This window comes from Nonomuraea sp. NPDC050547 (assembly GCF_044457345.1).
Lineage (GTDB): Bacteria > Actinomycetota > Actinomycetes > Streptosporangiales > Streptosporangiaceae > Nonomuraea.
The window spans coordinates 222,299-245,179 of record NZ_JBITGW010000018.1 but is presented as its reverse complement, the minus strand read 5'-3'; the positions used below and the strand labels follow the sequence as shown (position 1 = coordinate 245,179).

Annotated in this window: 21 protein-coding genes; 11 read left to right on the top strand and 10 right to left on the bottom strand. The window is 71.8% G+C overall.

Translation table 11 applies throughout. The features are described 5' to 3' along the window. Positions 1–5: 5 nt before the first annotated feature. Together ACIBHY_RS38990 and ACIBHY_RS38985 are read left to right on the top strand one after the other, a co-directional pair. Entirely contained in the window at positions 6–356 is a 351-nt protein-coding gene (locus tag ACIBHY_RS38990) for a cupin domain-containing protein (protein ID WP_379610025.1), read from the top strand. A gap of 62 nt (positions 357–418) precedes the next feature. Then, complete coding sequence (locus tag ACIBHY_RS38985; protein ID WP_397309317.1) at positions 419–1,237, top strand: NAD(P)H-binding protein; 819 nt, start codon at positions 419–421, stop codon at positions 1,235–1,237. A 151-nt stretch (positions 1,238–1,388) separates the two neighbouring features. Here ACIBHY_RS38985 and ACIBHY_RS38980 read toward each other — a convergent pair whose 3' ends face one another. Further along, a complete protein-coding gene (locus tag ACIBHY_RS38980; protein WP_397309316.1) occupies positions 1,389–4,307 on the bottom strand; it encodes an ATP-binding protein in 2,919 nt (972 codons plus the stop codon). 22 nt (positions 4,308–4,329) lie between these two features. On the opposite strand from ACIBHY_RS38980, the gene ACIBHY_RS38975 reads away from it, so the two are divergent. After that, positions 4,330–5,409 (top strand): adenosine deaminase, encoded by a 1,080-nt coding sequence (locus ACIBHY_RS38975; protein WP_397252246.1) that lies wholly within the window; start codon positions 4,330–4,332, stop codon positions 5,407–5,409. After that, positions 5,406–6,020, top strand: a complete 615-nt coding sequence (locus tag ACIBHY_RS38970; RefSeq protein WP_397309315.1) for a PH domain-containing protein — start codon at positions 5,406–5,408, stop codon at positions 6,018–6,020. Before ACIBHY_RS38975 ends, ACIBHY_RS38970 begins: the two co-directional genes overlap by 4 nt. 4 nt (positions 6,021–6,024) lie before the next feature. Here ACIBHY_RS38970 and ACIBHY_RS38965 read toward each other — a convergent pair whose 3' ends face one another. Genes ACIBHY_RS38965 through ACIBHY_RS38955 form a run of 3 tightly spaced genes read right to left on the bottom strand, consistent with a single transcriptional unit; the run spans position 6,025 to position 8,850 of the window. Further along, positions 6,025–6,750, bottom strand: coding sequence for an enoyl-CoA hydratase/isomerase family protein (locus ACIBHY_RS38965; protein ID WP_397252244.1), 726 nt, complete (start codon positions 6,748–6,750; stop codon positions 6,025–6,027). Continuing rightward, positions 6,747–8,222, bottom strand: coding sequence for a class I adenylate-forming enzyme family protein (locus tag ACIBHY_RS38960; protein WP_397309314.1), 1,476 nt, complete (start codon positions 8,220–8,222; stop codon positions 6,747–6,749). The genes ACIBHY_RS38965 and ACIBHY_RS38960 overlap by 4 nt, the downstream gene beginning before the upstream one ends. Further along, positions 8,179–8,850, bottom strand: a complete 672-nt coding sequence (locus ACIBHY_RS38955) for a TetR/AcrR family transcriptional regulator (protein WP_397309313.1) — start codon at positions 8,848–8,850, stop codon at positions 8,179–8,181. The genes ACIBHY_RS38960 and ACIBHY_RS38955 overlap by 44 nt, the downstream gene beginning before the upstream one ends. 122 nt (positions 8,851–8,972) lie before the next feature. On the opposite strand from ACIBHY_RS38955, the gene ACIBHY_RS38950 reads away from it, so the two are divergent. Then, positions 8,973–9,866, top strand: coding sequence for a hemin ABC transporter substrate-binding protein (locus ACIBHY_RS38950; RefSeq protein ID WP_397252240.1), 894 nt, complete (start codon positions 8,973–8,975; stop codon positions 9,864–9,866). 221 nt (positions 9,867–10,087) lie between these two features. Then, the gene (locus ACIBHY_RS38945; protein ID WP_397252239.1) at positions 10,088–11,080 is read left to right on the top strand and encodes a FecCD family ABC transporter permease; all 993 of its coding nucleotides are present in this window, start codon (positions 10,088–10,090) and stop codon (positions 11,078–11,080) included. Positions 11,081–11,084: 4 nt separating this feature from the next. Here the strand turns inward: ACIBHY_RS38945 and ACIBHY_RS38940 are convergent, their stop codons facing one another. After that, on the bottom strand, positions 11,085–12,347 hold the full coding sequence (locus tag ACIBHY_RS38940; RefSeq protein WP_397309312.1) for an FG-GAP repeat domain-containing protein: 1,263 nt from the start codon (positions 12,345–12,347) through the stop codon (positions 11,085–11,087). Between the two features lie 56 nt (positions 12,348–12,403). On the opposite strand from ACIBHY_RS38940, the gene ACIBHY_RS38935 reads away from it, so the two are divergent. The 3 genes from ACIBHY_RS38935 to ACIBHY_RS38925 are packed head-to-tail and all read left to right on the top strand — an operon-like array spanning position 12,404 to position 14,592. Further along, positions 12,404–13,213, top strand: a complete 810-nt coding sequence (locus tag ACIBHY_RS38935; RefSeq protein WP_397252237.1) for a MerR family transcriptional regulator — start codon at positions 12,404–12,406, stop codon at positions 13,211–13,213. 1 nt (position 13,214) lies between these two features. Beyond that, positions 13,215–14,108, top strand: coding sequence for an RNA polymerase subunit sigma-70 (locus ACIBHY_RS38930; protein ID WP_397252236.1), 894 nt, complete (start codon positions 13,215–13,217; stop codon positions 14,106–14,108). A gap of 4 nt (positions 14,109–14,112) precedes the next feature. Then, positions 14,113–14,592 (top strand): GyrI-like domain-containing protein, encoded by a 480-nt coding sequence (locus ACIBHY_RS38925; RefSeq protein WP_397309311.1) that lies wholly within the window; start codon positions 14,113–14,115, stop codon positions 14,590–14,592. Here ACIBHY_RS38925 and ACIBHY_RS38920 read toward each other — a convergent pair. The 4 genes from ACIBHY_RS38920 to ACIBHY_RS38905 are packed head-to-tail and all read right to left on the bottom strand — an operon-like array spanning position 14,576 to position 19,317. Further along, positions 14,576–16,237, bottom strand: a complete 1,662-nt coding sequence (locus ACIBHY_RS38920) for a phospho-sugar mutase (RefSeq protein WP_397252234.1) — start codon at positions 16,235–16,237, stop codon at positions 14,576–14,578. The genes ACIBHY_RS38925 and ACIBHY_RS38920 overlap by 17 nt on opposite strands. Continuing rightward, on the bottom strand, positions 16,234–17,037 hold the full coding sequence (locus ACIBHY_RS38915; RefSeq protein ID WP_397252233.1) for a purine-nucleoside phosphorylase: 804 nt from the start codon (positions 17,035–17,037) through the stop codon (positions 16,234–16,236). Before ACIBHY_RS38915 ends, ACIBHY_RS38920 begins: the two co-directional genes overlap by 4 nt. 1 nt (position 17,038) lies before the next feature. Continuing rightward, a complete protein-coding gene (locus ACIBHY_RS38910) occupies positions 17,039–18,343 on the bottom strand; it encodes a M20/M25/M40 family metallo-hydrolase (protein ID WP_397252232.1) in 1,305 nt (434 codons plus the stop codon). Beyond that, positions 18,340–19,317, bottom strand: coding sequence for an Lrp/AsnC family transcriptional regulator (locus ACIBHY_RS38905; RefSeq protein WP_397252231.1), 978 nt, complete (start codon positions 19,315–19,317; stop codon positions 18,340–18,342). Before ACIBHY_RS38905 ends, ACIBHY_RS38910 begins: the two co-directional genes overlap by 4 nt. A gap of 111 nt (positions 19,318–19,428) precedes the next feature. Here ACIBHY_RS38905 and ACIBHY_RS38900 point away from each other — a divergent pair, with 111 nt between their 5' ends. Beyond that, entirely contained in the window at positions 19,429–20,733 is a 1,305-nt protein-coding gene (locus ACIBHY_RS38900) for an MFS transporter (RefSeq protein WP_397252230.1), read from the top strand. Positions 20,734–20,791: 58 nt separating this feature from the next. Here ACIBHY_RS38900 and ACIBHY_RS38895 read toward each other — a convergent pair whose 3' ends face one another. Next, complete coding sequence (locus tag ACIBHY_RS38895; RefSeq protein WP_184957863.1) at positions 20,792–21,223, bottom strand: gamma-glutamylcyclotransferase; 432 nt, start codon at positions 21,221–21,223, stop codon at positions 20,792–20,794. Between the two features lie 72 nt (positions 21,224–21,295). On the opposite strand from ACIBHY_RS38895, the gene ACIBHY_RS38890 reads away from it, so the two are divergent. Beyond that, positions 21,296–22,690 carry an NAD(P)H-quinone dehydrogenase gene (locus ACIBHY_RS38890; protein WP_397252229.1) on the top strand — a complete coding sequence of 465 codons (1,395 nt, stop codon included), beginning with the start codon at positions 21,296–21,298 and terminating at the stop codon, positions 22,688–22,690. Positions 22,691–22,881 lie beyond the last annotated feature (191 nt).

Genomic DNA, 22,881 nt, shown 5'->3' with positions numbered 1-22,881 from the left:
CCCTCGTGGTCAGAAAGATCGAAGGGGCGACCCGGATTCCGGTGCCCGGCGGCAAGGTCATCGACGAGCACGTCGGCCGCGTGAACAGCGGCGACGAGGCGATCTCGATCGCCCACATGGTGGCGCCGCCCGGCTGGGACGAGCCCGCCCAGACGCCCGAGTTCACGGAGTACACCGTGGTCCTGCGCGGCACCGTCCTCGTCGAGCACGCGGAGGGCACCACCGAGGTGCACGCGGGCCAGTCGATCGTGACGGAGGCGGGGGAGAAGGTCCGCTACAGCTGCGGGCCCGAAGGCGCCGAGTACGTGGCGGTCTGCCTGCCCGCCTTCTCACCCGACGCGGCGCGCCGCGACTAGCGCCCGCTACATCCGATGTAGCGCCTCCCGGGTGAGAAGGAACAGCTCACCAGGAGGACACCATGACCATTCTTGTGACCGGCGCCACCGGGAGCGTGGGCAGCCACATCGTCGCCCAGCTGGTCGAGCGGGGCGAGCGCGTACGCGCGCTGACCCGCGACCCGTCCCGCGCGAACTTCCCCGCGGGCGTCGAGGTGGCCGCCGGAGACCTCCAGGTCATCGAGTCGCTGGCGCCCGCGTTCGACGGTGTCACCGCCCTGCACCTCATCACCGTGGGCGGTGAGGGCCTGCCCCTGCTGCCCAACGGCGAGGAGATCGTCGCGCTGGCCGCCAAGGCCGGGGTCGAACGCGTCACCGTCCTGAGCAGTTGGGACGAGGGCAGCGTCGAAGCGGCCCTGCGCGAGAGCTCGCTGCCCTGGACGCAGTTGCAGGGCGTGGAGTTCATGGCGAACGCCTTCGACTGGCAGGCGGAGGCGCGTGCCGAGGGCGTGGTCCGGGTCTTCGGCAACCAGCCGGGCGCGCTGGTGCATGAGGCCGACATCGCCGCGGTGGCCGTGGCCGCCCTGACCTCCGCCGGGCACGAGGGCCGCACGTACCAGCTCACCGGTCCCGAGCTCACCACCCCCGAGGAGCGGGTACGGCTGCTCGCCGAGGCCAGCGGGCACGACCTCCGCTTCGAACCGCTGACCGAGACGCAGCTTCGGGAGCGCATGGCTGCTTGGGGGATGGACGAGGAGACGATCGAGTTCGCGGTCATGCTCGGCACCCACCCGCCGGCCGCCGGTTCCACGATCCTGCCCACGGTCGAACAGGTCACCGGCCGCCCCGCCCGCACCTTCGCCCAGTGGGCCCAGGAAAACGCCGCCGCCTTCCGCCCCTGACCCACACCCGGGGTTCCGGAACGGCCTCACGGGGATCCCACACCGTGGCCCGGCGTCGGGTCGGGCCACGTGGCGGTGGGGTCCCGTGCCCGTGTTGCCGAACCCGTGACGTTCCAAGGGACCGGAATGCCGGGAGCCCGGGGGTTGGGGGCTACCAGGTCCAGGTGATGGGGTCGGGGGGCTGGTAGCGGCAGGTGGCGCCGGTGGAGATGCCGGCGCGTAGGTGGGCGGCCAGGTCGGGGTGGCGGTCGTCGAGCTGGCGTAGCGTGTTGCGGATGCGGTTGGTGACGGCCTTGCGGGCCCGTTCCGCCTCGTCGCCCAGCCGGCGCGTGCGTCCGCCCAGCCCCGCCGCCCTGCGGAGTTCGGACAGCAGCGCCTGCCGTTCGGCGTCGAGGGCGGCGACCTGCTGGTCGTTCCCCCGCACGGCCGCCCGGTCGATCTCGTCGTCCAGGAGCTCCAGCCGCCGCCGGTACTGGGCCTTGGCCTCGTCGTCGAGGACCGCGTCGCCGCCCATGCGCCGCGCGGCCACCGCCTCGGCCCCGCCCGCCGGGTTCAGCAGCTCCACGGCGGAGATGTCGGTGCCCGGACTGCCCATCAGGGTCCTCAGGTCGCGCAGGCCCTTGGCGTCGGGTAGATGGACGGTGCGCCCGGCGAAGGTCAGCGTCCACACGTCGCCGTCCAGCCGGAAGACGCCGGCCGCGCGCTGCGGCAGCCGTACCCGCATCTCCAGTTCTTCGGCCTCGCGGGCGACGTCGGCGAGCAGCGGTCCCGGGTCCTCGCCGGCGGCGAGGAGGACCTCGGCCAGGCGTGCGCGGGACAGCAGCGACCACGGGCGGGCGCCCAGCCGGTCGGCCGCGCGGTAGGCGGCGGTGAAGCCGTCGGCGGCCGCGCGCCAGCGGCACTGGGCCGCGTCGAGCACCGCCGCCCAGTGCTCGAACGGACCGTCCACGACGATCGTCGAGGTCACCGCCCACTGCCCGAGGTGGGGGGCGATGGCCTCGCGGGCGTTCTGGCAGAGTTCGGGGTCCTTGGACAGCGCCGCCGCCTGCGCCTGGAAGCGGAGCCAGAGCGGCGCCATCCAGGTCAGCAGGTCCTCGCCGCCGGCCATGAGCCGGGTCAGGTGGTTCAGCGCGCCGCGGGCGTCGCCGCGCTCGGCGGCCGTGACGCCCTCGAAGATGGGCAGGTTGGGGCTGTGGGCGGCGCGCATCTCGGCCAGCAGCGCGTCGGCCTCCTCGAAGCGGCCCTGGAGCAGGGCGGCCGACAGCAACTGGGTCCAGCGCAGTTCGGAGCCGCTGACGTAGGGCTGCTCGCCGAGTTCGCGGGCGGTCTCCGACAGCGCCCTGGCCTCGTCGAAACGGCCTTGGAGCAGCGCGTGCCTGGTCCTGATCACCATGGCCTCGTGCTCGAACAGCGGTAGTCCCGAGCGCTCGGCCTGCCGGAGGAAGTCCTGGTCGGCGGCGGTGTGGGCGGGGTCGCCCCGTTCGAGCAGCGCGCCGGCCCGCCAGGACAGGGCGTGGAGCAGGTGCTGGGTGTCGTTCGCCCTGGTGGCGACGTCGGCCAGTTCCTCCGCGAGCGAGACCCGCTCCCCGGCCGTCCCCGGCCGCCAGATCGCCGACAGCCGGGCCAGCAACGTGAACGCCAGCGCCTGGTCGTCACCCGCGTGCCTGGCCCGGTCGGCGGCCAGGCCGCTCAGCCGCTCGCCCACGTCGTCGGCGGACGCGACCTCACCGCGCGCCAGCCGCCGGTGCGCCTCGCGCACGAAGTCGGGGAAGCCGAGGTGGTACAGCTTGAGCGCCGCGTGCGCGAGCAGGCCGGGGTCGTCGAGCTTGCGGGCCGCCGCGATGGCCGCCTCGATCGATCGCCCGCCCTCCTCGTGCTCGCCGATCCGCTGCAGCGTCAGCCCGAGGTCGAGCTCGATCCCGGTACGGCGGGCCCGCTCCCACTCGGGCACGAGCTCCAACGCCCGCCGGTAGTGCCCCACGGCCTCCTCGTCGGCCAGCCGCGCCTCGGCGTCCTGGGCGGCGGCCAGCAGAAGGGCGGGCGCCTCCGGCACGGCGGCCAGGTACGCGTGGTGGGCCAGCGAAGCGGGGTAGGCGCCTGTGGAGCCGAGCGCGTCGAGCGCCGCCGCATGCCCCGCCCGCCTGCCCGCCTCGTCCAGCTCCGCGTAAAGCGCCTCGCGCACCAGATCGTGCACGAACGCGTGCCGCCCCTCTCCCGCGGGCGCGACCAGCTTGGCCGCCACCGCCTGCCCCAGCGGTACGGCCACGCCCCGCCCCACGCTCGCCTCCAGCACCGCGTCGGCGAACTCCCGCCCCAGCACCGCCGCTGCCCGCAGCGTCTCATGCACCTCGCCCGACAGCCGAGACAGGCGGCGTTCGACGGCCGCGCGCACCTCGGCCGGGATCGTGTCCAGCGGGCTGCCGCCCTGCCACAGCCGGGCGGCCTGCTCGACGAAGAACGGGTTGCCGCCGGTGCGCCGGTGGATCTCGGTCACCAGCTCGTCGTCCGGCCGCAGGCCGGTGGTCTGGGCGACCAGCTCGCCGACCTCCTCGCGGCCGAGGCCGGACAGGGCCAGCGTGGTCGCCTTCAGCTCCGGTGGCAGCTCGGCCTCGCCCGCCCGGTAGGTGCCGATCACCAGGATGCGTTCGAACCAGGCGTGCCGTACCACGAACTCCAGGAGTTTGAGGGAGGCGGCGTCGGCCCAGTGGAGGTCCTCCAGCACGATCACCACGGGCCGCTCGCGCGAGAGGGCGACCAGCAGGGCGGTCACCGCGTCGTACAGCTCGAAGGGGGTGCGCGCGGACTCGAAGACGTCGGCGGCGGGGTCCAGCCTGCGCACGACCTGCACCCACGGCCAGTAGCCAGGGGCGCCCTCGCCCTCCCAGCAGGCGGCGCTCAGCACCTGGGCGCCGGCGGCCACCGCGTGCCCGGCCGCCTCGGCGACCAGCGTGCTCTTGCCGACGCCGGCCTCGCCGGTCACCAAAACCAGCGAGCCGTGGCTGGTGAGCGCGCGTCCGACCTCGCCGCGCAGAATCGCGGTGGGGTGTTCTCGTCCGATGAGGATGGCCATCAAGGCACATTATGATGGCGAGATGAGCCAGCAGCCGACCCCAGACGAGATCAGGCGCGCGCCGAAAGTCCTGCTCCATGACCATCTCGACGGCGGTCTGCGGGCCGAGACGATCGTCGATCTGGCCCGCGAGTCCGGCTACGACCGGCTGCCCACCAACGACCCGGCGAACCTGCGCGAATGGTTCCAGGAAGCGTCCGACTCCGGCTCGCTCGTACGCTACCTGGAGACCTTCGACCACACGGTCGGCGTCATGCAGTCGCGCGAGTCGCTGATCCGCGTGGCCGCCGAGTGCGCCGAAGACCTGGCCGCCGACGGCGTCGTCTACGCCGAGGTGCGCTACGCCCCCGAGCAGCACACCACCACCGGGCTCAGCCTCGACCAGGTCGTCGAGGCGGTGCTGGAGGGCTTCCGCCAGGGCTCGGAGGGCCGCGGCATCAAGGTCGGCACGCTGCTGACGGCCATGCGCCACCAGGCCCGCTCGATGGAGATCGCGGAGCTGGCCGTGCGCTACCGCGACGTCGGCGTGGTCGGCTTCGACATCGCCGGGGCGGAGGCCGGGTACCCGCCCACCCGCCACCTGGACGCGTTCGAGTACCTGCAGCGGGAGAACGCGCACTTCACCATCCACGCGGGCGAGGCGTTCGGGCTGCCGTCGATCTGGCAGGCGATCCAGTGGTGCGGCGCCGACCGGCTCGGTCACGGCGTGCGCATCATCGACGACATCACCGTGGCCGACGACGGTTCGGCCAAGCTCGGCCGGCTCGCCGCGTACGTGCGTGACAAGCGCATCCCGCTGGAGATGTGCCCCACCTCCAACCTGCAGACCGGCGCCGCCGCCTCCATCGCCGACCACCCGATCGGGCTGCTGCGCCGCCTCCACTTCCGGGTCACGGTCAACACCGACAACCGGCTCATGAGCCGCACCAGCGTCTCGGAGGAGTTCGCCAAGCTGGTCGAGGCGTTCGGCTACGGCTGGGATGACCTGCAGTGGTTCACGGTGAACGCGATGAAGTCGGCGTTCATCCCCTTCGACGAGCGGCTCGCGCTCATCAACGGTGTGATCAAACCGGGGTTCGCGCAGCTCAAGTGGCAGTCATGAAACAGGCCTTCCGCTCCAAGTTCGCCTACGTGCTCGGGTGGGTGTGGGTGGCGTTCGTCGCGGCCAACGCCGTCGACCTGGTCCTGCGCTACTCCGGCAAGTCCTCGATGGTGGCCGGGGCGGTGCTGGGCGTGCTGACCGCGCTCATCTACCTCATCGCGCTGCGGCCGGTCACGCTGCTGCAGGAGCGGGTGCTGACCGTCCGCAACCCGTTCCGCACGACCGTGATGCCATGGGCCTCGGTCGGCGAGGTGACGGTCTCCCACGCCATCACCGTCGCCCAGGCCGAGGGCGAGGAGTCCGTGCGGCTCTGGACCCCGACCGCGACCGCCCGCGAACGCGCCAAGGCCCAGGGCCGGGGCATGGCTCCGGCCAGGCGCGGCCGGCTCAGGACCGAGCCGACCGTGACCAAGGCCGAGCAGGCGGCGCAGGAGGCGTTCGCCGGGAAGACCCACGCCGACTGGGTGGGCGACCAGATCACCGAGCGCGCCGAGGCGGCCCGCCGCCGCAAGGAGGAGGCGGGCCCGGTGACCACCACGTGGGCGGCCGACTCCCTCGCGGTCGTCGGCGTCGCGCTCGCCCTGGTGGTGGCCGCCCTGCTCGTCCCCTGACCGCTCAGCGGGCGCGCGTGGCGAAGCGCCGCATGCCGTCCTTGGCGATCCCCGACTCCTCCACCTCCCGCGCCGCCTCCGTCTCCCGCGCGAAGGCGCGCTCGACGTCATCGAGCGCGGGCCGCAGCAATCTCAGGTGTACGGCTGTCGCCGTCCCCGGCTCCGTCCAGCGCTCGACCAGGCCGACGGCCGCCTCCACCAGCGACTCCGGCGGCACGATCTCGTCCAGCAGCCCCGCGGCCAGGGCTTCGTCCGCGTCCAGCCGGGCCGAGTCCAGCACCAGCCGCAGCGCCCTGCCGCCCACGACGCGGCGCAGGAGCAGGCTGGAGGCGTTGGAGATCGACAGGCCGATGCCGTTCTCCGGGAGGAAGTAGCCGGCCGACGGTGAGCCGATGCGGGAGTCGAAGCACAGCGTCCACTCGGCTGCGCCGCCCACGGCCAGTCCGTTGACCGCGGCCACGACCGGCACCGACGTCTCCAGCACCGCCCTGGTCAGGTCGTGGAACGTCTCGACCTCCTCCAGCAGCGACTTGCCCGCCGCCTCGTGCAGGTCCTCGCCGGCGCAGAAGGCCCGGCCCTCGCCGGTCACCACGATGCCGCGGCCGCCGTGGCCGTGCTCGCGTACCGCCGCCGCCAGGCGTAGCCGCATGCCGGAGGTGAGCGCGTTGAGCTTGTCCGGCCGGCGCAGCGTGATCACCGTCACCTCGCCGCGCGTGCTGACGTCGATCATGTGGTCTCCCTCGGGGTCTCGATGGCGATGGCCCCGGCGCGCTGGTCGCGTTCGGGGTGGAGCAGGTGGCGCTTCTCGATGCGCTGGGACGGCGTGTAGGAGAAGCCGGTCACGAACTCGACGAAGGCCGGGATCTTGAACCTGGCCAGCCGTTCGCGGGCGTGGGCGATGACCTCGGCGGCCGTGGCGTCGTCCGGGTCGTGGCCGGCGTTGAGGTGGATGAACGCCTTCGGCAGCTCGCCCCACAGGTCGTCGGGGACCGGGACGAGCGCGGCGGCCCTGACCGCCGGGTGCTGGGCCAGGACGGTCTCGACCTCGGCGCAGGAGATGTTCTCGCCGCCCCGCCGTACCATGTCCTTCAGCCGGCCGGCGTGGTGGATGTAGCCGTGCTCGTCGCGGAAGCCCAGGTCGCCGGTGTGGAACCAGCCGTCGCGGAAGACGTGCGCGGTGGCGTCGGGGTGGTTCCAGTAGCCGCGCATCATCGGCGTGCCGCGCACCACGATCTCGCCCGGCTGCCCGTCCTCGGCCAGGACCTTGACCTCCTTGCCCGGCGGCGCGTAGCCCATGGCGCCGGTGCCGACGGTACGGTCGTCGTCCGGCTGGACGAGCAGGTCGGAGCCGCTCTCGGTGGAGCCGTACAGCTCCCGCCAGGGCGCGTCCCAGCGCTCCTCCAGCGCGGCGTGCAGCTTGGCCGGGATGCCGGAGCACATCACCAGCCGCATCCGGTTGTCCCGGTCGAGCTCGTGCGGCGGCTGCTTGAACAGCAGCGTCGGCATCGTGCCCAGCACGTACGTGACGGTGGCGCCGTGGCGGCGGGCGGCCGGCCAGAACCCGGAGGCGGAGAAGCGCGGCAGCACCACGAGCGGCACCCCGCCCACCAGGCACATCAGCGCCATCCACTGCGGATCCATGTACGAGAACGGCTGGGCCACCATGACCACGTCGTCCTCCCGGAACCCGACCAGGTCGGCCATGACCTCCGCGGTACGCGTCCAGTAGTCGTGGGGCAGCATGCACGCCTTCGGGAAGCCGGTGGTGCCCGAGGTGTAGGAGAAGGTGGCGATGTCCCAAGGATCGATGGACACGTCCGGCGCCTTGCCGGTGCGCTCCTCCAGCACCGGCACCCCGGCCTCGCGGATGAACGGGGCGTAGTCCGGCGAGGCCAGCGCCATCACGGCGCCGGAGTCGCGCAGCACGTGGGCCAGATCGGCCGAGCGGTAGCGGGCGTTGACCGGGACCGAGATCGCTCCGGCCTTCAGGACGGCCAGCCACCCGAGGGGCCAGTCGGGGACGTTGTCCTGCATGATGGCCACGCGGTCGCCGGGCCGTACGCCATGGCCGGCCAGGGCGCCCGCGAGCTGGTCGGTGCGCTCGTCGACCTCGGCGAACCCGAGCGTGCGGTCGGCAAAGATCAGGAACGGGCGGTCCTTATGGAGTCGTGCGGCCCGCCGGAGCAGCGCGGGGATCGTCATGGGGCTCCCATGGGTATTCGGGCAGCAGGGTGAGATCAAGCCGCATGGTCACCTGGGCGGGCGAACGGACCGCGGCCAGCCCGATCGTCACGAACTCGGCGCACACCTGCTCAAGCGTGGACTCGCCGTCGGGGCGGTACCACTCGCTGGTGCCGGTGCACATGGACATCAGGGCCAGCCGGGTCAGCTTCTGGTCGGCGACGTGGAAGGCGCCCCGCTGGACGCCGTCGGCCAGCGCGGTCTTCCAGCGCTGCTCGTAGAGGTCGCGCAGGGCGATGATCTCGTCGCGGGCGCTGGAGCCGGCGGTGAGCGAGCGCAGCTCGCCGTCCATGACGCGGGTGGTCATCGGGTTGAGCGCGTGGATGGCGGTGAGCGAGGTGATGAGCGCGGCCAGGCGCTCGGCGGGGTCGCGCAGGCTCGCCAGCTGGCGGTCGGTCGCGTCGATGAGCCCGAGCTGGCTCAGGCGCATGAGGTCGGCGAGCAGGGCCTCCTTGCTGGCCACGTGGTGGTAGATGCCGGCGTTGGTCATGTCGACGGCCCGCGCGAGGTCTCTGATGCTCGTCGCCGAGTAGCCCTGGCCGGCGAAGAGCCGCATCGCGGCGGTTCTGATGCGAAGTCCTGTGTCCATGTCTCCTACCGAACGTTTGGTAGGAGCCTAGCCGACCGAACGATCGGTAACCAGTGTCATTCTTGACCTCGCCGAGGCCATCTGCTTAGGTAAGGCTTACCTAAGCGGAGGAGTGGAGAATCGTGAAGCGCGGACTTGGGGCACTAATCGGAGTGGCGGTGATCGCGCTCGCGGGCTGCGGAAACGCGCAAGGCTCCGCGGCCGCCCCCGCCACCTCGGCCGCCGCGCCGTCCGCGCGCATCGTCCCGCTCACCGGCGACGTCGCCGAGATCGTCTTCAAGCTCGGCCTGACCGACAAGGTCGTCGGCGTGGACCTGTCCGCGATGGGACTGCCGGAGGCCAAGGGCAAGGCGCGGATCGGCTACCAGCGGGCGCTGGCCGCCGAGGGCATCCTGTCGCTCAAGCCCACCGTGCTCGTCGGCACCGAGGACGCCGGCCCGCCGCCGGTGATCGAACAGCTGAAGGGGGCCGGGTTGCGGATCGTCCTGGTGCCTACCGGCGCCGCCTCGGTCGACGAGGTGCCGGGCAAGATCGAGCAGGTGGCCGAGGCCGTGGGTGAGCCCGGCAAGGGCGCCGCGCTCGCCGCCGCCACCAAGGCCGAGATCGACGCCGCCAAGGCGAGCGTGCGGGCCGGAGCCGAGAAGCCGCGCGTGGCCTTCCTCTACCTGCGCGGCCAGTCCAAGACCTACCAGCTCGGGGGCGCAGGGACGCGGGCCGACGCCATGATCCTCGCGGCGGGCGGCGAAGACGCCGGGACCGCGGCCGGGGTGAAGGGCTTCAAGCCGATCACCGCCGAGTCCATGGTGAAGGCGGCGCCCGACGTCATCCTCGTCATGAAGATGGGGCTCGACTCCGTCGGTGGCGAGGCGGGCCTGCTCAAGCTGCCGGGCGTCGCGCAGACTCCGGCGGCCAAGAACGGGCGCGTGGTCGCCCTTGACGATCTGGAACTGCTCGGCATGGGCCCGCGTACCGGCCAGGCCCTCGCCAAGCTCGTCACCGCTTTCCACCAGCGGTGACGACCTCGAACGCGGCCTCGCGGGCGTCCCACAGCTCCCGCGAAGCCGTAACCCCGGCGTCGCGGGACCATTCCCACGAAGCCGACACTCCGGTCGAGCGGGACCATTCCCGTGAGGCCGACACCTCGGTCGAGCGGGACCATTCCCGCGAAACCGTTGCCGCACGCCGGGACGGGGCATCTGAGGCACCGCGGTTCGCCGCGTCCCGTCCCGGCCGCGCGGTGCTCAAGCTCGCGCTGATCCCCGCTCTCGCGGTGCTGCTCGCCACGCTTTGTGTCGCGTCGGCGGGGATCGGCGCGGTTCACGTGCCCTTCGGCGAGGTGCTGGCGGCGCTGGCCGGGCCGGGGGAGCACGAGGTGCTGTGGCAGATCCGCTTCCCGCGCGTGGTGCTCGCGGTGCTCGTCGGCGCCGCCCTGGCCGTGGCGGGCGCGGGCATGCAGGGCGTCTTCGGCAACCCGCTCGCCGAACCGGGCGTCATCGGCGTCTCCTCCGGCGCGGCGGTCGGCGCGGTCGGCGCCATCGTCCTCGGCGTCAGCACGTTCGGCGACTGGTCGGTGGCCGTCTGCGCGTTCGCCACCGGCCTCCTCACCACCTTCATCGTGTACGGCATGGCCAGAACCCAAGGCCGCACCGAAGTCGTCACCCTCGTCCTGACCGGCATCGCGATCAACGCCATCGCCTGGGCCATCGTGGGCATCTTCACCTTCCTGGCCGACGACCAGCAACTACGCTCCATCACCTTCTGGAACCTCGGGACCCTCGGCGGCGCCACCTGGTCGCTGGTGGGCGCCGTCACCCCGTTCGTCGTGGCCGGGCTCGCGCTGACCCCCTTGCTGTCGCGTTCCCTGGACCTGCTGGCGCTGGGCGAGCGCGGCGCCCGCCACCTGGGCGTCGAAACCGAGCGCGTACGGCTGGCCGTCATCTTCCTGGCCTCTCTCCTGACCGGCGCCTCCGTGGCCGCGGCCGGGGCCATCTCGTTCGTCGGCCTGGTCGTACCGCACCTGATCAGGCTGGTCGCCGGTCCCGGCCACCGGGTCCTTCTGCCCGCCTCCGCGCTGGCCGGAGGCTGCGTACTGGTCCTGGCCGACCTGATCGCCAGGACCGCCGGGGCGCCGGCGGAACTGCCGATCGGGGTGCTGACGGCTTTGCTGGGCGGGCCGTTCTTTCTGGTGCTGCTCCGCCGTACGCGCAGGAAGCAGGGCGGCTGGGCCTGAGGGCTCAGGTGACGTCGAAGGATGCCACGATGCGCCTGCCGTCGGTCACCTGGATCTTGCCCTCGGCGATGAGGACCACCTCGCCGTCGCGATCCCCGTCGTAGTCGCCGGAGGCCAGCGGGGTGCCGATCGCTCCGGGCAGAGGCCGTCCGGGGCCGAGGCCGCCGGGACCGCCCCAGTGGACGTTCGGGGGCGAGAGGCCCTCCGGCGCGTCCGTGTGGCTTTTCCCCCTGCCGAAGACCAGGTCGTCGTGGCCGTCGCCGTTCAGGTCGGTCGCGATCGCCTGGCCGTTGGCACCCTTGAAGCGGCCTTCGCGCCCGTCGCCGTAGTAGACGGTCAGCGTGCGGTCCACCTCGGGCGGCTCCGTCTCCTCGCCCGGCTCGTCGTTGCGCGAGCCGTCGTCACCGGCGGCCAGGTCTCTGGTCCCGTCGCCGTCGAAGTCCCCGAAGGCCGCCGCCATGCCGGGGGTGAGCTCGCGCGCCCGCTCGGCGGGCCCGCCCCGGCGTCCGGCGAGCAGCCAGCCCGGCTGCTGCTCTCCGTCGTCGCCCTCGAAGGTCACCAGCCCGCCCGGCCACGCGCCGATCCGGTCGGCCGTCATGCGCCAGAATTCCTCGCCGGTCGGAGAGGAACGGACGACCCGCCGGGCCGGTGTCCCCTCGCGGTCGAACGGCCCGTAGAGCAGGGCCAGTCCGGGCCGGGACTCGTCCAGCACCGCCATCGCCACGTCGGCCGCGCCGTCGCCGTCGAAGTCGCCGGTGACCGCGCGGTGCGTGTCGCCGCCGTCGATCGCCCTCGCGATCGGGGTGGGGACGGCGCCGGCGGCGATGCCGGACTTGCCGCCCCAGAACACGCTGGGCGCCTGCGGCTCGTCCAGTCCGCCCGCCGCCCCGAAGGCGAGCACGTCGCCGAAGCCGTCGCCGTCGAGGTCGGCGTGGAGGCCGCCGTCGATGATCCACGGGACGAACCGGCTGAGCACCGTGCGTCGCGCCGGGTCGAGGCCGCGGCGGGAGCCGTACAGGATGACCAGGCGCTCGCGGTCGGCGATCCGGACCTGGAAGGCCAGGTCGGAGAAGCCGTCGCCGTCGATGTCGTCGGGCCGCGCTGACGTCTGCCGCACGCGCGCGGAGGGCGGCGCCGACGACGGCGCGGCGCTCGTCCGGGTGGGGACGGTGGGCGGCGCGGCGTCTGTCCGCGTGGGGGCGGCGGGCTGCGCGGCCCCGCACCCCGTGAGCAGCAGGACCACGACGAACAGGGAGGTTCGGGGCATGCGGGCATCGTAGTGTTGACCCTGACACCGTGTGAGGGGCTACATCTGGGGGCGTCATGTTCAGCATCGGAGACTTCGCCAGGCTGGGGCTGGTGTCGGTGCGCATGTTGCGCCACTACGACGCGATCGGGCTGCTCAGGCCCGCGCACGTGGACCCGGCCACCGGCTACCGCTCCTACCAGGCCGCCCAGCTGTCCAGGCTCAACCGGATCGTCGCGATCAAGGACCTCGGGTTCACGCTGGAGCAGGTGGGTGCGATCCTCGACGACAAGGTGAGCACGGAGGAACTGCACGGCATGGTACGGCTGCGCCGCGCCCAGCTGGAGGAGCAGATCAGCGCCGATCTGGCCAGGTTGCGCGGGGTGGAGGCGAGACTCCGCACGATAGAGAGGGAAGGGCACATGCGCACCGACGACGTCGTGCTCAAGAAGGTCGCCCCCATGCGGATCGCCGAGCTCAGCGGCCGGGCGGCCAGCTACGACAGCGAGGACATCGGCCCGGTCATCCAGCCGCTCTACGCCCAGCTGATGAAGCGGCTCTGCGAGGCGGATATCAAGATCACCGGGCCGGGCTGCGCCTACTACCTCCCGGAGGACGACGGCACCGTGATGGTCCACGCCGCCGTCGAGGTGGGGGTCTCCGAGGGCGCCGACGTCGGCTTCCTGAACCTGGCCGGCATCGAGACCGCCGCCGCGATCATCCACACCGGCTCGATGGATCACGTCGGCACGACCATGCAGGCTCTCGCCCACTGGATCGAGGACAACGGCTACCGCGCCCTCGGCCTGTCGCGCGAGGTCTCTCTCCACTGCCCGGAAAACCGCGACGAATGGGTCACCGAGCTGCAGATCGAGGTGACTCGCTGACGTGGTCGAGCTGGAGCGCCACCGCAAGGAACTGGCCGGGTACTGCTACCGCATGCTCGGCTCCGGCTTCGAGGCGGAGGACGCCGTCCAGGAGACCTTCACCCGGGCGTGGAAGACGTTCGACCCCGAGCGCGGCGCGCTGCGCCCCTGGCTGTACGGCATCGCCACCAACGTCTGCATCGACATGCTCCGCAGCGCCCAGCGCCGGGCCCGCGCCATGGACCTGGGCCCGGCCGCCGAGCCGGGCGAAGGACTGGGCGAGCCGATCGCCTACGAACGCTGGGTCTACCCGATGCCCGACCAGCTCATGGACCCGGCCGAGCTGGCGGTCTCCCGCGAGTCGGTACGGCTGGCCTTCGTGGCCGCGCTCCAGCACCTCCCACCCAGGCAGAGGGCGGTCCTGATCCTGCGCGACGTGCTGACCTGGTCGGCCGCCGAGGTGGCGAACCTGCTGGAGACCAGCGTGGCCTCGGTCAACAGCGCTCTCCAGCGGGCCAGGACGGCCCTGCCCGCCACGGCCGAGCCACGCCTGGAGGTGGACGAGGACCTGCTGGCCCGCTACGTGGACGCGTTCGAACGTTTCGACGTGGACACGCTGGTCGCCCTCACCCACGAGGACGCCGTCGAGTCGATGCCGCCGTTCGCCTGGTGGCTGGCGGGCCGGGCGGCCATGCGCGAGGTGCTGGTCGCCTCGGGCGGGGAAGGCTGCCGGGGCAGCAGGCTGGTACGGGCGGGGCCGACCACGTTCGGCCAGTACCTGAACGGGGAGGCGTTCGCGATCGTGGTCCTGGAGACGTCGGGCGGCCTGATCAGGGGTACGACCACGTATCTGGATCCGCGTTTGTTCCCGTTGTACGACCTGCCGATGAGTTTCGGGGGTCCCGACCGTAAGTAAGAGCATGGACATCATCGAATTTCCCGAGCGGCACTACGTGGCCGTCCGCAAGACCATCACCCTGACCACGTTCGGAGTGGTCGGCGACCGCATTCCGGAGATCTACGGCTGGCTGGCCGCGAAGGGCGTGGCCATGGAGGGCGCGCCGTTCTTCCGCTTCCACGTCATCGACATGGAGGGCGAACTGGACGTCGAGGCGGGCGTGCCGGTGGCCGGGCCGGTCGAGGGGGAGGGCGACTTCGCCGCCGCCACCCTGCCCGCCGGCCGCTACGCGAGCGTCCGCCAGATCGGCCACCCCGACCAGCTCCTCCCGGTCATCGAGAAGCTGCGTGCCACCCCCGGCCTCGATTTCGACATGACCGGGGAGGCCGACGGCGAGCACTGGGGTTCGCGCCTGGAGATCTACCACACCAACCCGGCCGAGCAGCCCGACATGAACAAGTGGGAGATCGAGCTTCAGTTCAGGCTCAAAGACCCAGCGTGACCTTGAGGTCGGCGGCCAGGGCGGCCAGCCCCGCGGCCGCCTTGGTCCTGGCCGCCGCCACCTCGACCTCGACCGGCACCACCACTTCGAGGTAGCACTTGAGCTTGGGTTCCGTGCCGGAGGGTCGCACCACGACCCGCGCCCCGCCGGCCAGCCGATAGCGCAGCCCGTCGGTCGGCGGCAGCCCGCCCTCGCCCTTGGCCAGGTCGTCGATGCCCTCGACCACGCGCCCGCCGAGCTCCTTCGCGGGCTCGGCGCGCAACCGCGCCATCGCGGCGGAGATCAGCGACACGTCCTCCACCCGCACCGACAGCTGCGAGGTGGCGTGCAGGCCGTAGCGCCTGGCCTGGTCGTCCAGCAGGTCCAGGAGCGTACGCCCGGCCCGCTTGGCCTCCGCCGCGATCGCGGCCACGGTCAGCGCCGCCCCGATCCCGTCCTTGTCGTGGACGGGCAGCCCGGCGTGGGAGCCGACGCTGTAGCCCAGCGCCTCCTCGTAGCCGTAGACCAGGCCCTCTCCGGCCCGCATGATCCACTTGAAGCCGGTCAGCGTCTCGGCGTAGCGCACCCCGTGCGCCGCGGCGATCTTGCCGAGCAGCGTGGAGGACACGATCGTGGTCGCCACCAGCCGGTCGCCGGTGGTGTTGGCGATCACGTACTCGCCGAGCAGCGTGCCCACCTCGTCACCGGTCAGCATCCGCCACGAGCCGTCGCCCACCGGCAGGCCCACCGCGCACCGGTCCGCGTCGGGGTCGTTGGCCAGCACGAGGTCCGCGCCGATCTTGCCGGCCAGCGCCAGCGCCAGGTCCATCGCCCCCGGCTCCTCCGGGTTGGGGAAGGCGACGGTCGGGAAGGCCGGGTCGGGGTTGCGCTGCTGCTCGACCGCCATCGGGCTGGCGAACCCCGCCGCCAGGAACGCACCGGTCAGCGTGCCCGCGCCCACGCCGTGCAGCGGCGTGTAGGCCACCTTCAGCGTGCGCGCCGTGCCCAGCGGCAGCGCGGTCACCGCCTCGACGTAGTCGTCGAGCAGGTCCTCGCCCAGCTCGGTGAAGGTGCCGGGGGCCGCGTCGAGCCCCCTCTCCTCGTACGGCGCGCCCAGCGGCAGCCCGTCCACCCGGCCCACCGCGTCGATCGCCGCGGAGATCTGCCCGTCGACGGGCGGCACGATCTGGGAGCCGTCGTTCCAATAGACCTTGTAGCCGTTGTCCCTGGGCGGGTTGTGGCTGGCCGTCACCGTGACCCCGGCGTCGGCGCCCAGGTGGCGTACGGCGAAGGCCAGCACCGGCGTCGGCAGCGGCCGGGGCAGCAGCGAGGCGTGGATGCCCGCGCCGGTCAGCACCGCGGCGGTGTCACGGGCGAACACGTCGGACTTGTAGCGGGCGTCGTAGCCGATGACCACGTGTTTGCCGGGGCCCAGCACCGCGGCCAGGCCGGCGGCCGCGCGCATGACCGTGACCCGGTTCATGCGGTTGGGGCCCGCGCCCAGTTCGCCGCGCAGGCCGGCCGTACCGAACTCGAGCTTGGCGCCGAAGCGGGACGTCAGCGTGCCGAGGTCGGCGCGCTCGATGAGGTCGGAGAGCTCGGCTCGGGTGTCGGGGTCGGGGTCCTGGGCCAGCCACGCGCGGGCCTGCCTCAGCAGGTCGCTCATACCCGGTCGACCACCTTGGCCAGCAGGCCGCCCATGCGCGCGGCGGTGGCCTTGCCGACCTGGAGCACCTCTTCGTGGTTGAGCGGCTCGCCGGCCAGGCCCGCCCCGGGGTTGGTGACGAGGGAGACGCCGAGCACCTCAAGCCCCGCCTCGCGGGCGGTGATCGCCTCCAGGACGGTGGACATGCCGATCAGATCGCCGCCCAGCGTGCGCAGCATGCGGATCTCGGCGGGCGTCTCGTAGGTCGGGCCGCGGAAGGCGACGTAGACGCCCTCGGCGATGGCCGGGTCGATCTCGCGCACCAGCGCGCGCAGCCGCTTGCTGTAGACCTCGGTCAGGTCGAGGAAGGTCGTGCCGGTCAGCGGGTTGGCGCCGGTCATGTTGATGTGGTCGCTGATCAGGACCGGGTCGCCGACGTTCTGCGTCTCGGGGCGCAGGCCGCCGGCGGCGTTGGTGAGCACGACCGCCCTCACCCCGGCCGCGGCGGCCGTGCGGATGCCGTGGACCACCTTGTCGACCGGGCGGCCCTCGTACAGGTGCGTGCGACCGAGCAGGACCAGCGCGTGGCGTCCCGCGTCGGTGCGGACGACCCGGATCTTGCCGCCGTGCCCGGCCACCGCGGGTGGCGCGAAACCGGGCAGGTCGGTGAAGGCCACCTCGGTGACGGTCTGTCCGAGCGCGTCGGCGGCGGGAACCCAGCCGGAGCCCATCACGAGGGCCACGTCGAAGGTGTCGACGCCCGCCGCGCCCTTCAGCGCGGCGGCGGCGTCCTGTGCCAGGGTGTAGGCGTCGTTGCTCACCTCAGTAGTTTAGGAGCAGCCTGTCGAGCACCCTCACACCGAACTGCAGGGCCTCGACCGGCACCCGCTCGTCCACGCCGTGGAACATCGCGGCGAAGTCCATGTCCTTCGGCAGCCGCAGCGGCACGAACCCGAAGCCCCGGATGTTCAGGTCGGCGAAGAAGGTCTTGTTGTCGGTCCCGCCCGACATGCAGTACGGCACCGCCCGCGCCGTCGGGTCCTCGGCCTTGAGCGCCGCGATCATCGACTCGACCAGCGCCCCGTCGAACGTGGTTTCCAGCGCGATGTCGTGATGCACGAACTCGCGGCGTACCTTCTCCCCGATCAGCGAGTCGACGGTCTTGAAGAAGTCCTCCTCGTGGCCGGGCAGGAAGCGCCCGTCGACCACGGCGGTGGCCTGGCCGGGGATCACGTTCGACTTGTAGCCGGCGCCGAGCTGGGTCGGGTTGGAGGTGTGGCTCAGCGTCGCGCCGACGAAGCGGACCAGCGGCCCGATCTTGTCCAGCACGTTCTGCGGGTTCGCCGGGTCGAACGGGATCTGGAAGGCGTCGGCCACCTCGGTGAGGAACGTCCGCACGGTCGGCGTCAGCGTGATCGGCCACTCGTGGGCGCCGATCCTGGCGACGGCCTTGGCCACCTCGGTGACGGCGTTGTCGGAGTTGAGCATGGAGCCGTGCCCGGCGGTGCCGTCGGCGATCAGCTTCATCCAGGCCAGGCCCTTCTGGGCCGTCTCGATCAGGTAGAGCCGCAGCGACGGGTCCACCTCAAGCGAGTAGCCGCCGACCTCGCTGATCGACTCGGTGACGCCCTCGAACAGCTCGGGGTGGTGGGCGGTCAGGTGCTTGGCGCCGTAGACGCCGCCGGCCTCCTCGTCGGCCACCCACGCGAAGACGATGTCACGCTTGGGCTTCCTGACCTCGCGCTTCATCTGCCGCAGTACGGCCAGCATCATGGCGTCCATGTCCTTCATGTCCACCGCGCCACGGCCCCAGATGTAGCCGTCGCGCACCTCGCCGGCGAACGGGTCGACCGACCAGTCGGCGGCATTGGCCGGCACGACGTCCAGGTGCCCGTGGACCAGCAGCGCGGGCAGGCTGGAGTCGCTGCCCTCCACGCGGGTGACGACGTTGCCGCGGCCCGGCTCGCTCTCGATGTAGGTGGACTCGATGCCGACCTCGTCCAGCCTGGCCATGACCACTTCGGCGGCGGCCCGCTCGCCGGGACCGCTGCCGTCACCGTAGTTGCTGCTGTCGACGCGGATGAGCTCCACGCACAGGTCGGCTACTTCCTTCTCAGCGGGCGTCATGTTCTCTCCAATGTGAGCAGACCGGACTTGCGGAGGTGCCCGCGCTTGTGGGCGCGGGTGATCAGCGTGACGTTGACGTCGGTGACGTCGTCGATCGGGCCGACGACGTTCGTGAGAAAACGGTAAAGGTCGGCCTCGTGCGCCGCGACCACCTGGACGATGACCGAGTGGGTGCCCGAGGTGGCGGCGCAGTAGCGCACGTCCGGGTGCGCGGCCAGCGTCAGGCCGACCTGGTCCAGCCCGTGCGGGCGGACCTTCAGCCAGATCTGCGCCTCGACCTCCAGGCCGAGCAGCGCCGGCTCGATCTCGGCGCGCATGAGCAGGAGCCTGCGGTCGAGCAGGGAGGTGGCCCGCCGGCGCGCGGTCGGCAGCGACACGTCCAGCCGCTCGGCGATCGCGGTGAACGCCGCCCGGCCGTCGGCGACCAGCAACTCGGCGATCTCCTCCTCCAGCGGCGAGAGCCCATCCTGGTCGGGCAGCGGCCCCGCGCTGTAGACGGGGCGCAGCTCGGCGACCTCCTCGGGGGTGAGGAACGGCGCGTGCCACTCGGCCACGGTCGTGAACGTGTGCAGGACGACCTGGGTGCGCGTCTGCAGGACGCCGCTGATCTCGGTGACCTCGGAGGAGACGATGTCGTGCAGCATCTCCCTGCTCGGGGCGACCAGTTCGCAGCCGAGATCCGCCTCGCCGGTGAGGGAGTAGACCGAGCGGGTGTCGCGGCGCTCGCTCAGCGCCGCCGCCACCTTGGCCGAGGCGCCGGGCCGTACCTGGACGTGCAGATGGACCGGACGGCCGTGGCCGGTGCGCAGATCGTCGTAGATCGCGGTGACGCGGACCATGCCCTCGTTGATGACGCGCTGGAGCCGGCGCGCGACCGTGCGCTCATGCTCACCGACCACCCGGCCGATCTCACCCCAGGACGCGCGCGGGCTGACCTGCAGGGCCGCGATCAGGCGCCGGTCGAGAACGTCCATGGAGAACCGTTTCTGTGTCGGGTTTGTAAATAAATCTCTGGATGTTTGACTATTTCGGTCGTCCACTTGCACAGTAGGGCACCACCTGACCTGTAAGCAAAGGAGCCCCTGGTGGCAACCTCACCTGCGACTGAGTCGCCGCTTGGCATCCCCAGAAGCCGTGTCCGCCAGCTCATGGCCGCCAGCATCGGCAACGTGGTGGAGTGGTACGACTGGTACGCCTACGCCGCCTTGGCCGCATATTTCTCCGTCCAGGTCTTCCCCAAGAGCGCCGACGCCTCCCTCGTGCCCCTGCTGGCCACGTACGGCGTCTTCGCGGTCGGGTTCTTCATGCGGCCACTCGGCGGCCTGCTCGTCGGCTCGTTCGCCGACCGGTTCGGCCGCAAGGCCGCGATGACCTTCACCATCGTGCTGATGGGCGTCGGCTCCCTCATGCTCGCTGTCACTCCTACCTATGAGGCGGCGGGCGTCCTCGCCCCGATCATCCTCACGCTGGCCCGCCTCATCCAGGGCCTGTCGGTCGGCGGTGAGTTCGCCGCCGCCACCACCTTCCTCGTGGAGTCGGCGGGGCCCGGCCGCCGCGGCCTGTTCTCAAGCTTCCAGTACGTCAGCACGACCATCGGCCAGCTCCTCGCTCTGGGCCTGGCCGCCGGGCTGGGAGCCATGCTGGCCGAATCCGACATGAACGGCTGGGGCTGGCGCATCCCCTTCGTGATCGGCGCCGTGCTCAGCCTCGTGGGCCTGTGGATCCGCAAGGGCGCCGACGAGACCTCGCACGTCGCCCAGGAGATCCAGGAAGGCAAGGTCGAGCGGCCCAGGCTCTTCGACTTCCTGCGCAACTACCCCAAGCAGGCCGCCCTCATCGTCGGCATCACCATCGCCGGCACCGTGGCCTACTACACGTGGACCACGTTCCTGCCGACCTACGCGAACATCACCGTCAACTTCTCCAAGACCGAGGCGCAACTCGTCGGCACGATCTCGCTCGTCTTCTTCATGATCCTGCAGCCGCTGCTCGGCATGCTCTCGGACCGGATCGGCCGCAAGCCCCTGCTGATCACCTTCGGCGTCGGCTTCACCCTGCTGCCGGTGCCGCTCCTGGGCATGCTGGACAACACCTTCGCCAGCCTGCTGCTCATCCAGTGCGTCGGCATGGTCTTCCTGGGCTGCTTCACCTCGATCTCGGCCGCGGTGAACTCCGAGCTGTTCCCCACCCGGGTGCGGGCCGCGGGCGCGGGCTTCCCGTACTCGCTCACGGTCGCCCTCTTCGGCGGAACGGCTCCGCTCATCGGGACCGCCTTCATCGACGCCAAGATCCCCGGGGCCTTCCCCTGGTACATGTCGGCGCTGGCCCTGGTCTCGACGCTCGTCTACATCTTCGCCCTGAAGGAGACCAAGGACCAGCCGCTGCGCTGACCGTCCCGGTGGCACATCCCGGGCGTGTTCACACGCGCCCGGGCGTGTCGCGGCCCGGTCAGAGGGACGTGCAGGGGCGGCCGCGCAGTTCCTTCACGTAGTCGTCCGGCGCGCCGGCCTTCTCGGCGGCGTCGGCCAGGAAACCGAGGTAGCGGGCCGGCGGAAGGCCGCCCTCATAGGCGTCGAGGACGTAGAACCAGGCGACCAGCTCGCCCTCCAGCGTCTGCACCCGCAGCCGCACCTTGTGGTAGACGCCGCGCGCCGCGCCCTCCCACTGGTCGAGTGAGTCCTCGTCGAACTCGGGCACGTCGTAGAGCACCACGAAGACGTGCTCGTCGGGATCCTCGACGATCGTCGCCAGCGCCTCGGGGCCGCCGAACGTCAGGCGCCAGCCCTGCAGCCAGCCCGCGCTCCGGACTGGAGAATGCGGCGCCCGCAAGGCCATCTGCCCGGGGTCCAGGTTGCTGCCGTATGCGGCGTAGACAGGCACAGCAGCTAAGACTAGCGCCCCGGCCCCCGCCCCGTTCGCCTGCTGCTCAGGACATACGGAAGAATGGGACACGTGACTAGGATCGTGATCATCGGTGGCGGACCAGGCGGCTACGAGGCGGCGCTGGTAGCCGCGCAACTTGGCGCGCAGGTCACGATGGTCGAGCAGGACGGTCCAGGCGGCGCGTGCGTGCTCACCGACTGCGTGCCGTCCAAGACGCTCATCGCCACCTCGGTCCGCAAGCAGGCGCTGATGGACGCGCCGTCGCTGGGCGTCTCCTTCTCCGGCGGGCTCGACGGCGACGCCGGTGTCGCGCAGGTCGACCTGCCGCTGGTCAACAAGCGGGTCAAGGAGCTGGCCCAGGCCCAGTCCATGGACATCGAGACCAGGGTGGCCGCCGAGGGCGTCGAGATCATCAAGGCGCACGGGCGCCTCGTGGATCCGCAGGTCGTCAAGGCGGGCGAGCGGACGATCAGGGCGGACGTGGTCCTCGTGGCCACCGGCGCGACCCCGCGCATCCTGCCCGGCGCCGAGCCCGACGGCGAGCGCATCCTCACCTGGCGCCAGCTCTACGACCTCGACGCGCTGCCCGAGCACCTGATCGTGGTCGGCTCCGGCGTCACCGGCGCCGAGTTCGCCGGCGCCTACCGCTCCCTGGGCTGCGAGGTCACGCTCGTCTCCAGCCGCGACCGCATGATGCCCAACGAGGACGCCGACGGCGCCGAGGTGCTGGAGGAGGTCTACCGCAGGCGCGGCATGAACGTCATGGGCCGCTCCAGGGCCGCCTCGGTGACGCGTACGGCCGACGGCGTCCTGGTCACGCTGGAGGACGGCCGCGTGGCCGAGGGCTCCCACGCGCTGATGACGGTCGGCATGGTCCCCAACACCACCGGCATCGGCCTGGCCGAGGCCGGGGTCCAGCTCGACCGCAACGGCTTCATCAAGGTCGACAAGGTCTCCCGCACCTCCGCGCCGGGCGTCTACGCCGCGGGCGACTGCACCGGCGTGCTCATGCTGGCCTCGGTGGCCGCGATGCAGGGCCGGATCGCCGTCTGGCACGCGCTGGGCGAGGCCGTCCAGCCGCTCCGCCTGGCCACGGTGGCCTCCAACATCTTCACCGACCCGGAGATCGCCGCGGTCGGCGTGGCACAGCGCTCGATCGAAGCGGGCGAGATCGAGGCCAACGTCGTCAAACTCCCCCTGGCCACCAACGCCAGAGCCAAGATGTCGGGCTTCAACGACGGCTTCGTGAAGCTGTTCTGCCGCCCCCACACCGGAATAGTCCTGGGCGGCGTGGTGGTGGCCCCGAGAGCCTCCGAACTGATCCTGGCGGTCTCGGTGGCGGTCCAGCAACGCCTGACGGTGGACCAGCTGGCCCACACCTTCGCCGTCTACCCGTCGCTGTCCGGCAGCATCACCGAAGCCGCCCGCCGCCTCATGCAACCAGAAGCGGCCATCGGCATCTGACCCACCCCTTACCCCTCCTTCCAGCCGTTACGGCAGGCCGCTCCCACGCCACCCGCCGCCCCGCGCGGGCGCCGATCGTGGGGGTCGCTTCTCACGTCGCACGGACGCGCCGCCGCTACGGCCCACCTTGGCCGGGTAAGACGTAAGCCCCTCCACTTGCCGTAACGGCCGGAAGGCCCTCAAGACGACGG

What these genes read in the sequence shown, in the direction of transcription:
- ACIBHY_RS38980 (WP_397309316.1), bottom strand. Translation starts at nt 4,307, where the DNA reads ATGGCCATCCTCATCGGACGAGAACACCCCACCGCGATTCTGCGCGGC.
- ACIBHY_RS38925 (WP_397309311.1), top strand. Translation starts at nt 14,113, where the DNA reads ATGGACATCATCGAATTTCCCGAGCGGCACTACGTGGCCGTCCGCAAG.
- ACIBHY_RS38920 (WP_397252234.1), bottom strand. Translation starts at nt 16,237, where the DNA reads ATGAGCGACCTGCTGAGGCAGGCCCGCGCGTGGCTGGCCCAGGACCCC.
- ACIBHY_RS38960 (WP_397309314.1), bottom strand. Translation starts at nt 8,222, where the DNA reads ATGACGATCCCCGCGCTGCTCCGGCGGGCCGCACGACTCCATAAGGAC.
- ACIBHY_RS38965 (WP_397252244.1), bottom strand. Translation starts at nt 6,750, where the DNA reads ATGATCGACGTCAGCACGCGCGGCGAGGTGACGGTGATCACGCTGCGC.
- ACIBHY_RS38970 (WP_397309315.1), top strand. Translation starts at nt 5,406, where the DNA reads ATGAAACAGGCCTTCCGCTCCAAGTTCGCCTACGTGCTCGGGTGGGTG.
- ACIBHY_RS38935 (WP_397252237.1), top strand. Translation starts at nt 12,404, where the DNA reads ATGTTCAGCATCGGAGACTTCGCCAGGCTGGGGCTGGTGTCGGTGCGC.
- ACIBHY_RS38975 (WP_397252246.1), top strand. Translation starts at nt 4,330, where the DNA reads ATGAGCCAGCAGCCGACCCCAGACGAGATCAGGCGCGCGCCGAAAGTC.
- ACIBHY_RS38910 (WP_397252232.1), bottom strand. Translation starts at nt 18,343, where the DNA reads ATGACGCCCGCTGAGAAGGAAGTAGCCGACCTGTGCGTGGAGCTCATC.
- ACIBHY_RS38985 (WP_397309317.1), top strand. Translation starts at nt 419, where the DNA reads ATGACCATTCTTGTGACCGGCGCCACCGGGAGCGTGGGCAGCCACATC.
- ACIBHY_RS38955 (WP_397309313.1), bottom strand. Translation starts at nt 8,850, where the DNA reads ATGGACACAGGACTTCGCATCAGAACCGCCGCGATGCGGCTCTTCGCC.
- ACIBHY_RS38905 (WP_397252231.1), bottom strand. Translation starts at nt 19,317, where the DNA reads ATGGACGTTCTCGACCGGCGCCTGATCGCGGCCCTGCAGGTCAGCCCG.
- ACIBHY_RS38940 (WP_397309312.1), bottom strand. Translation starts at nt 12,347, where the DNA reads ATGCCCCGAACCTCCCTGTTCGTCGTGGTCCTGCTGCTCACGGGGTGC.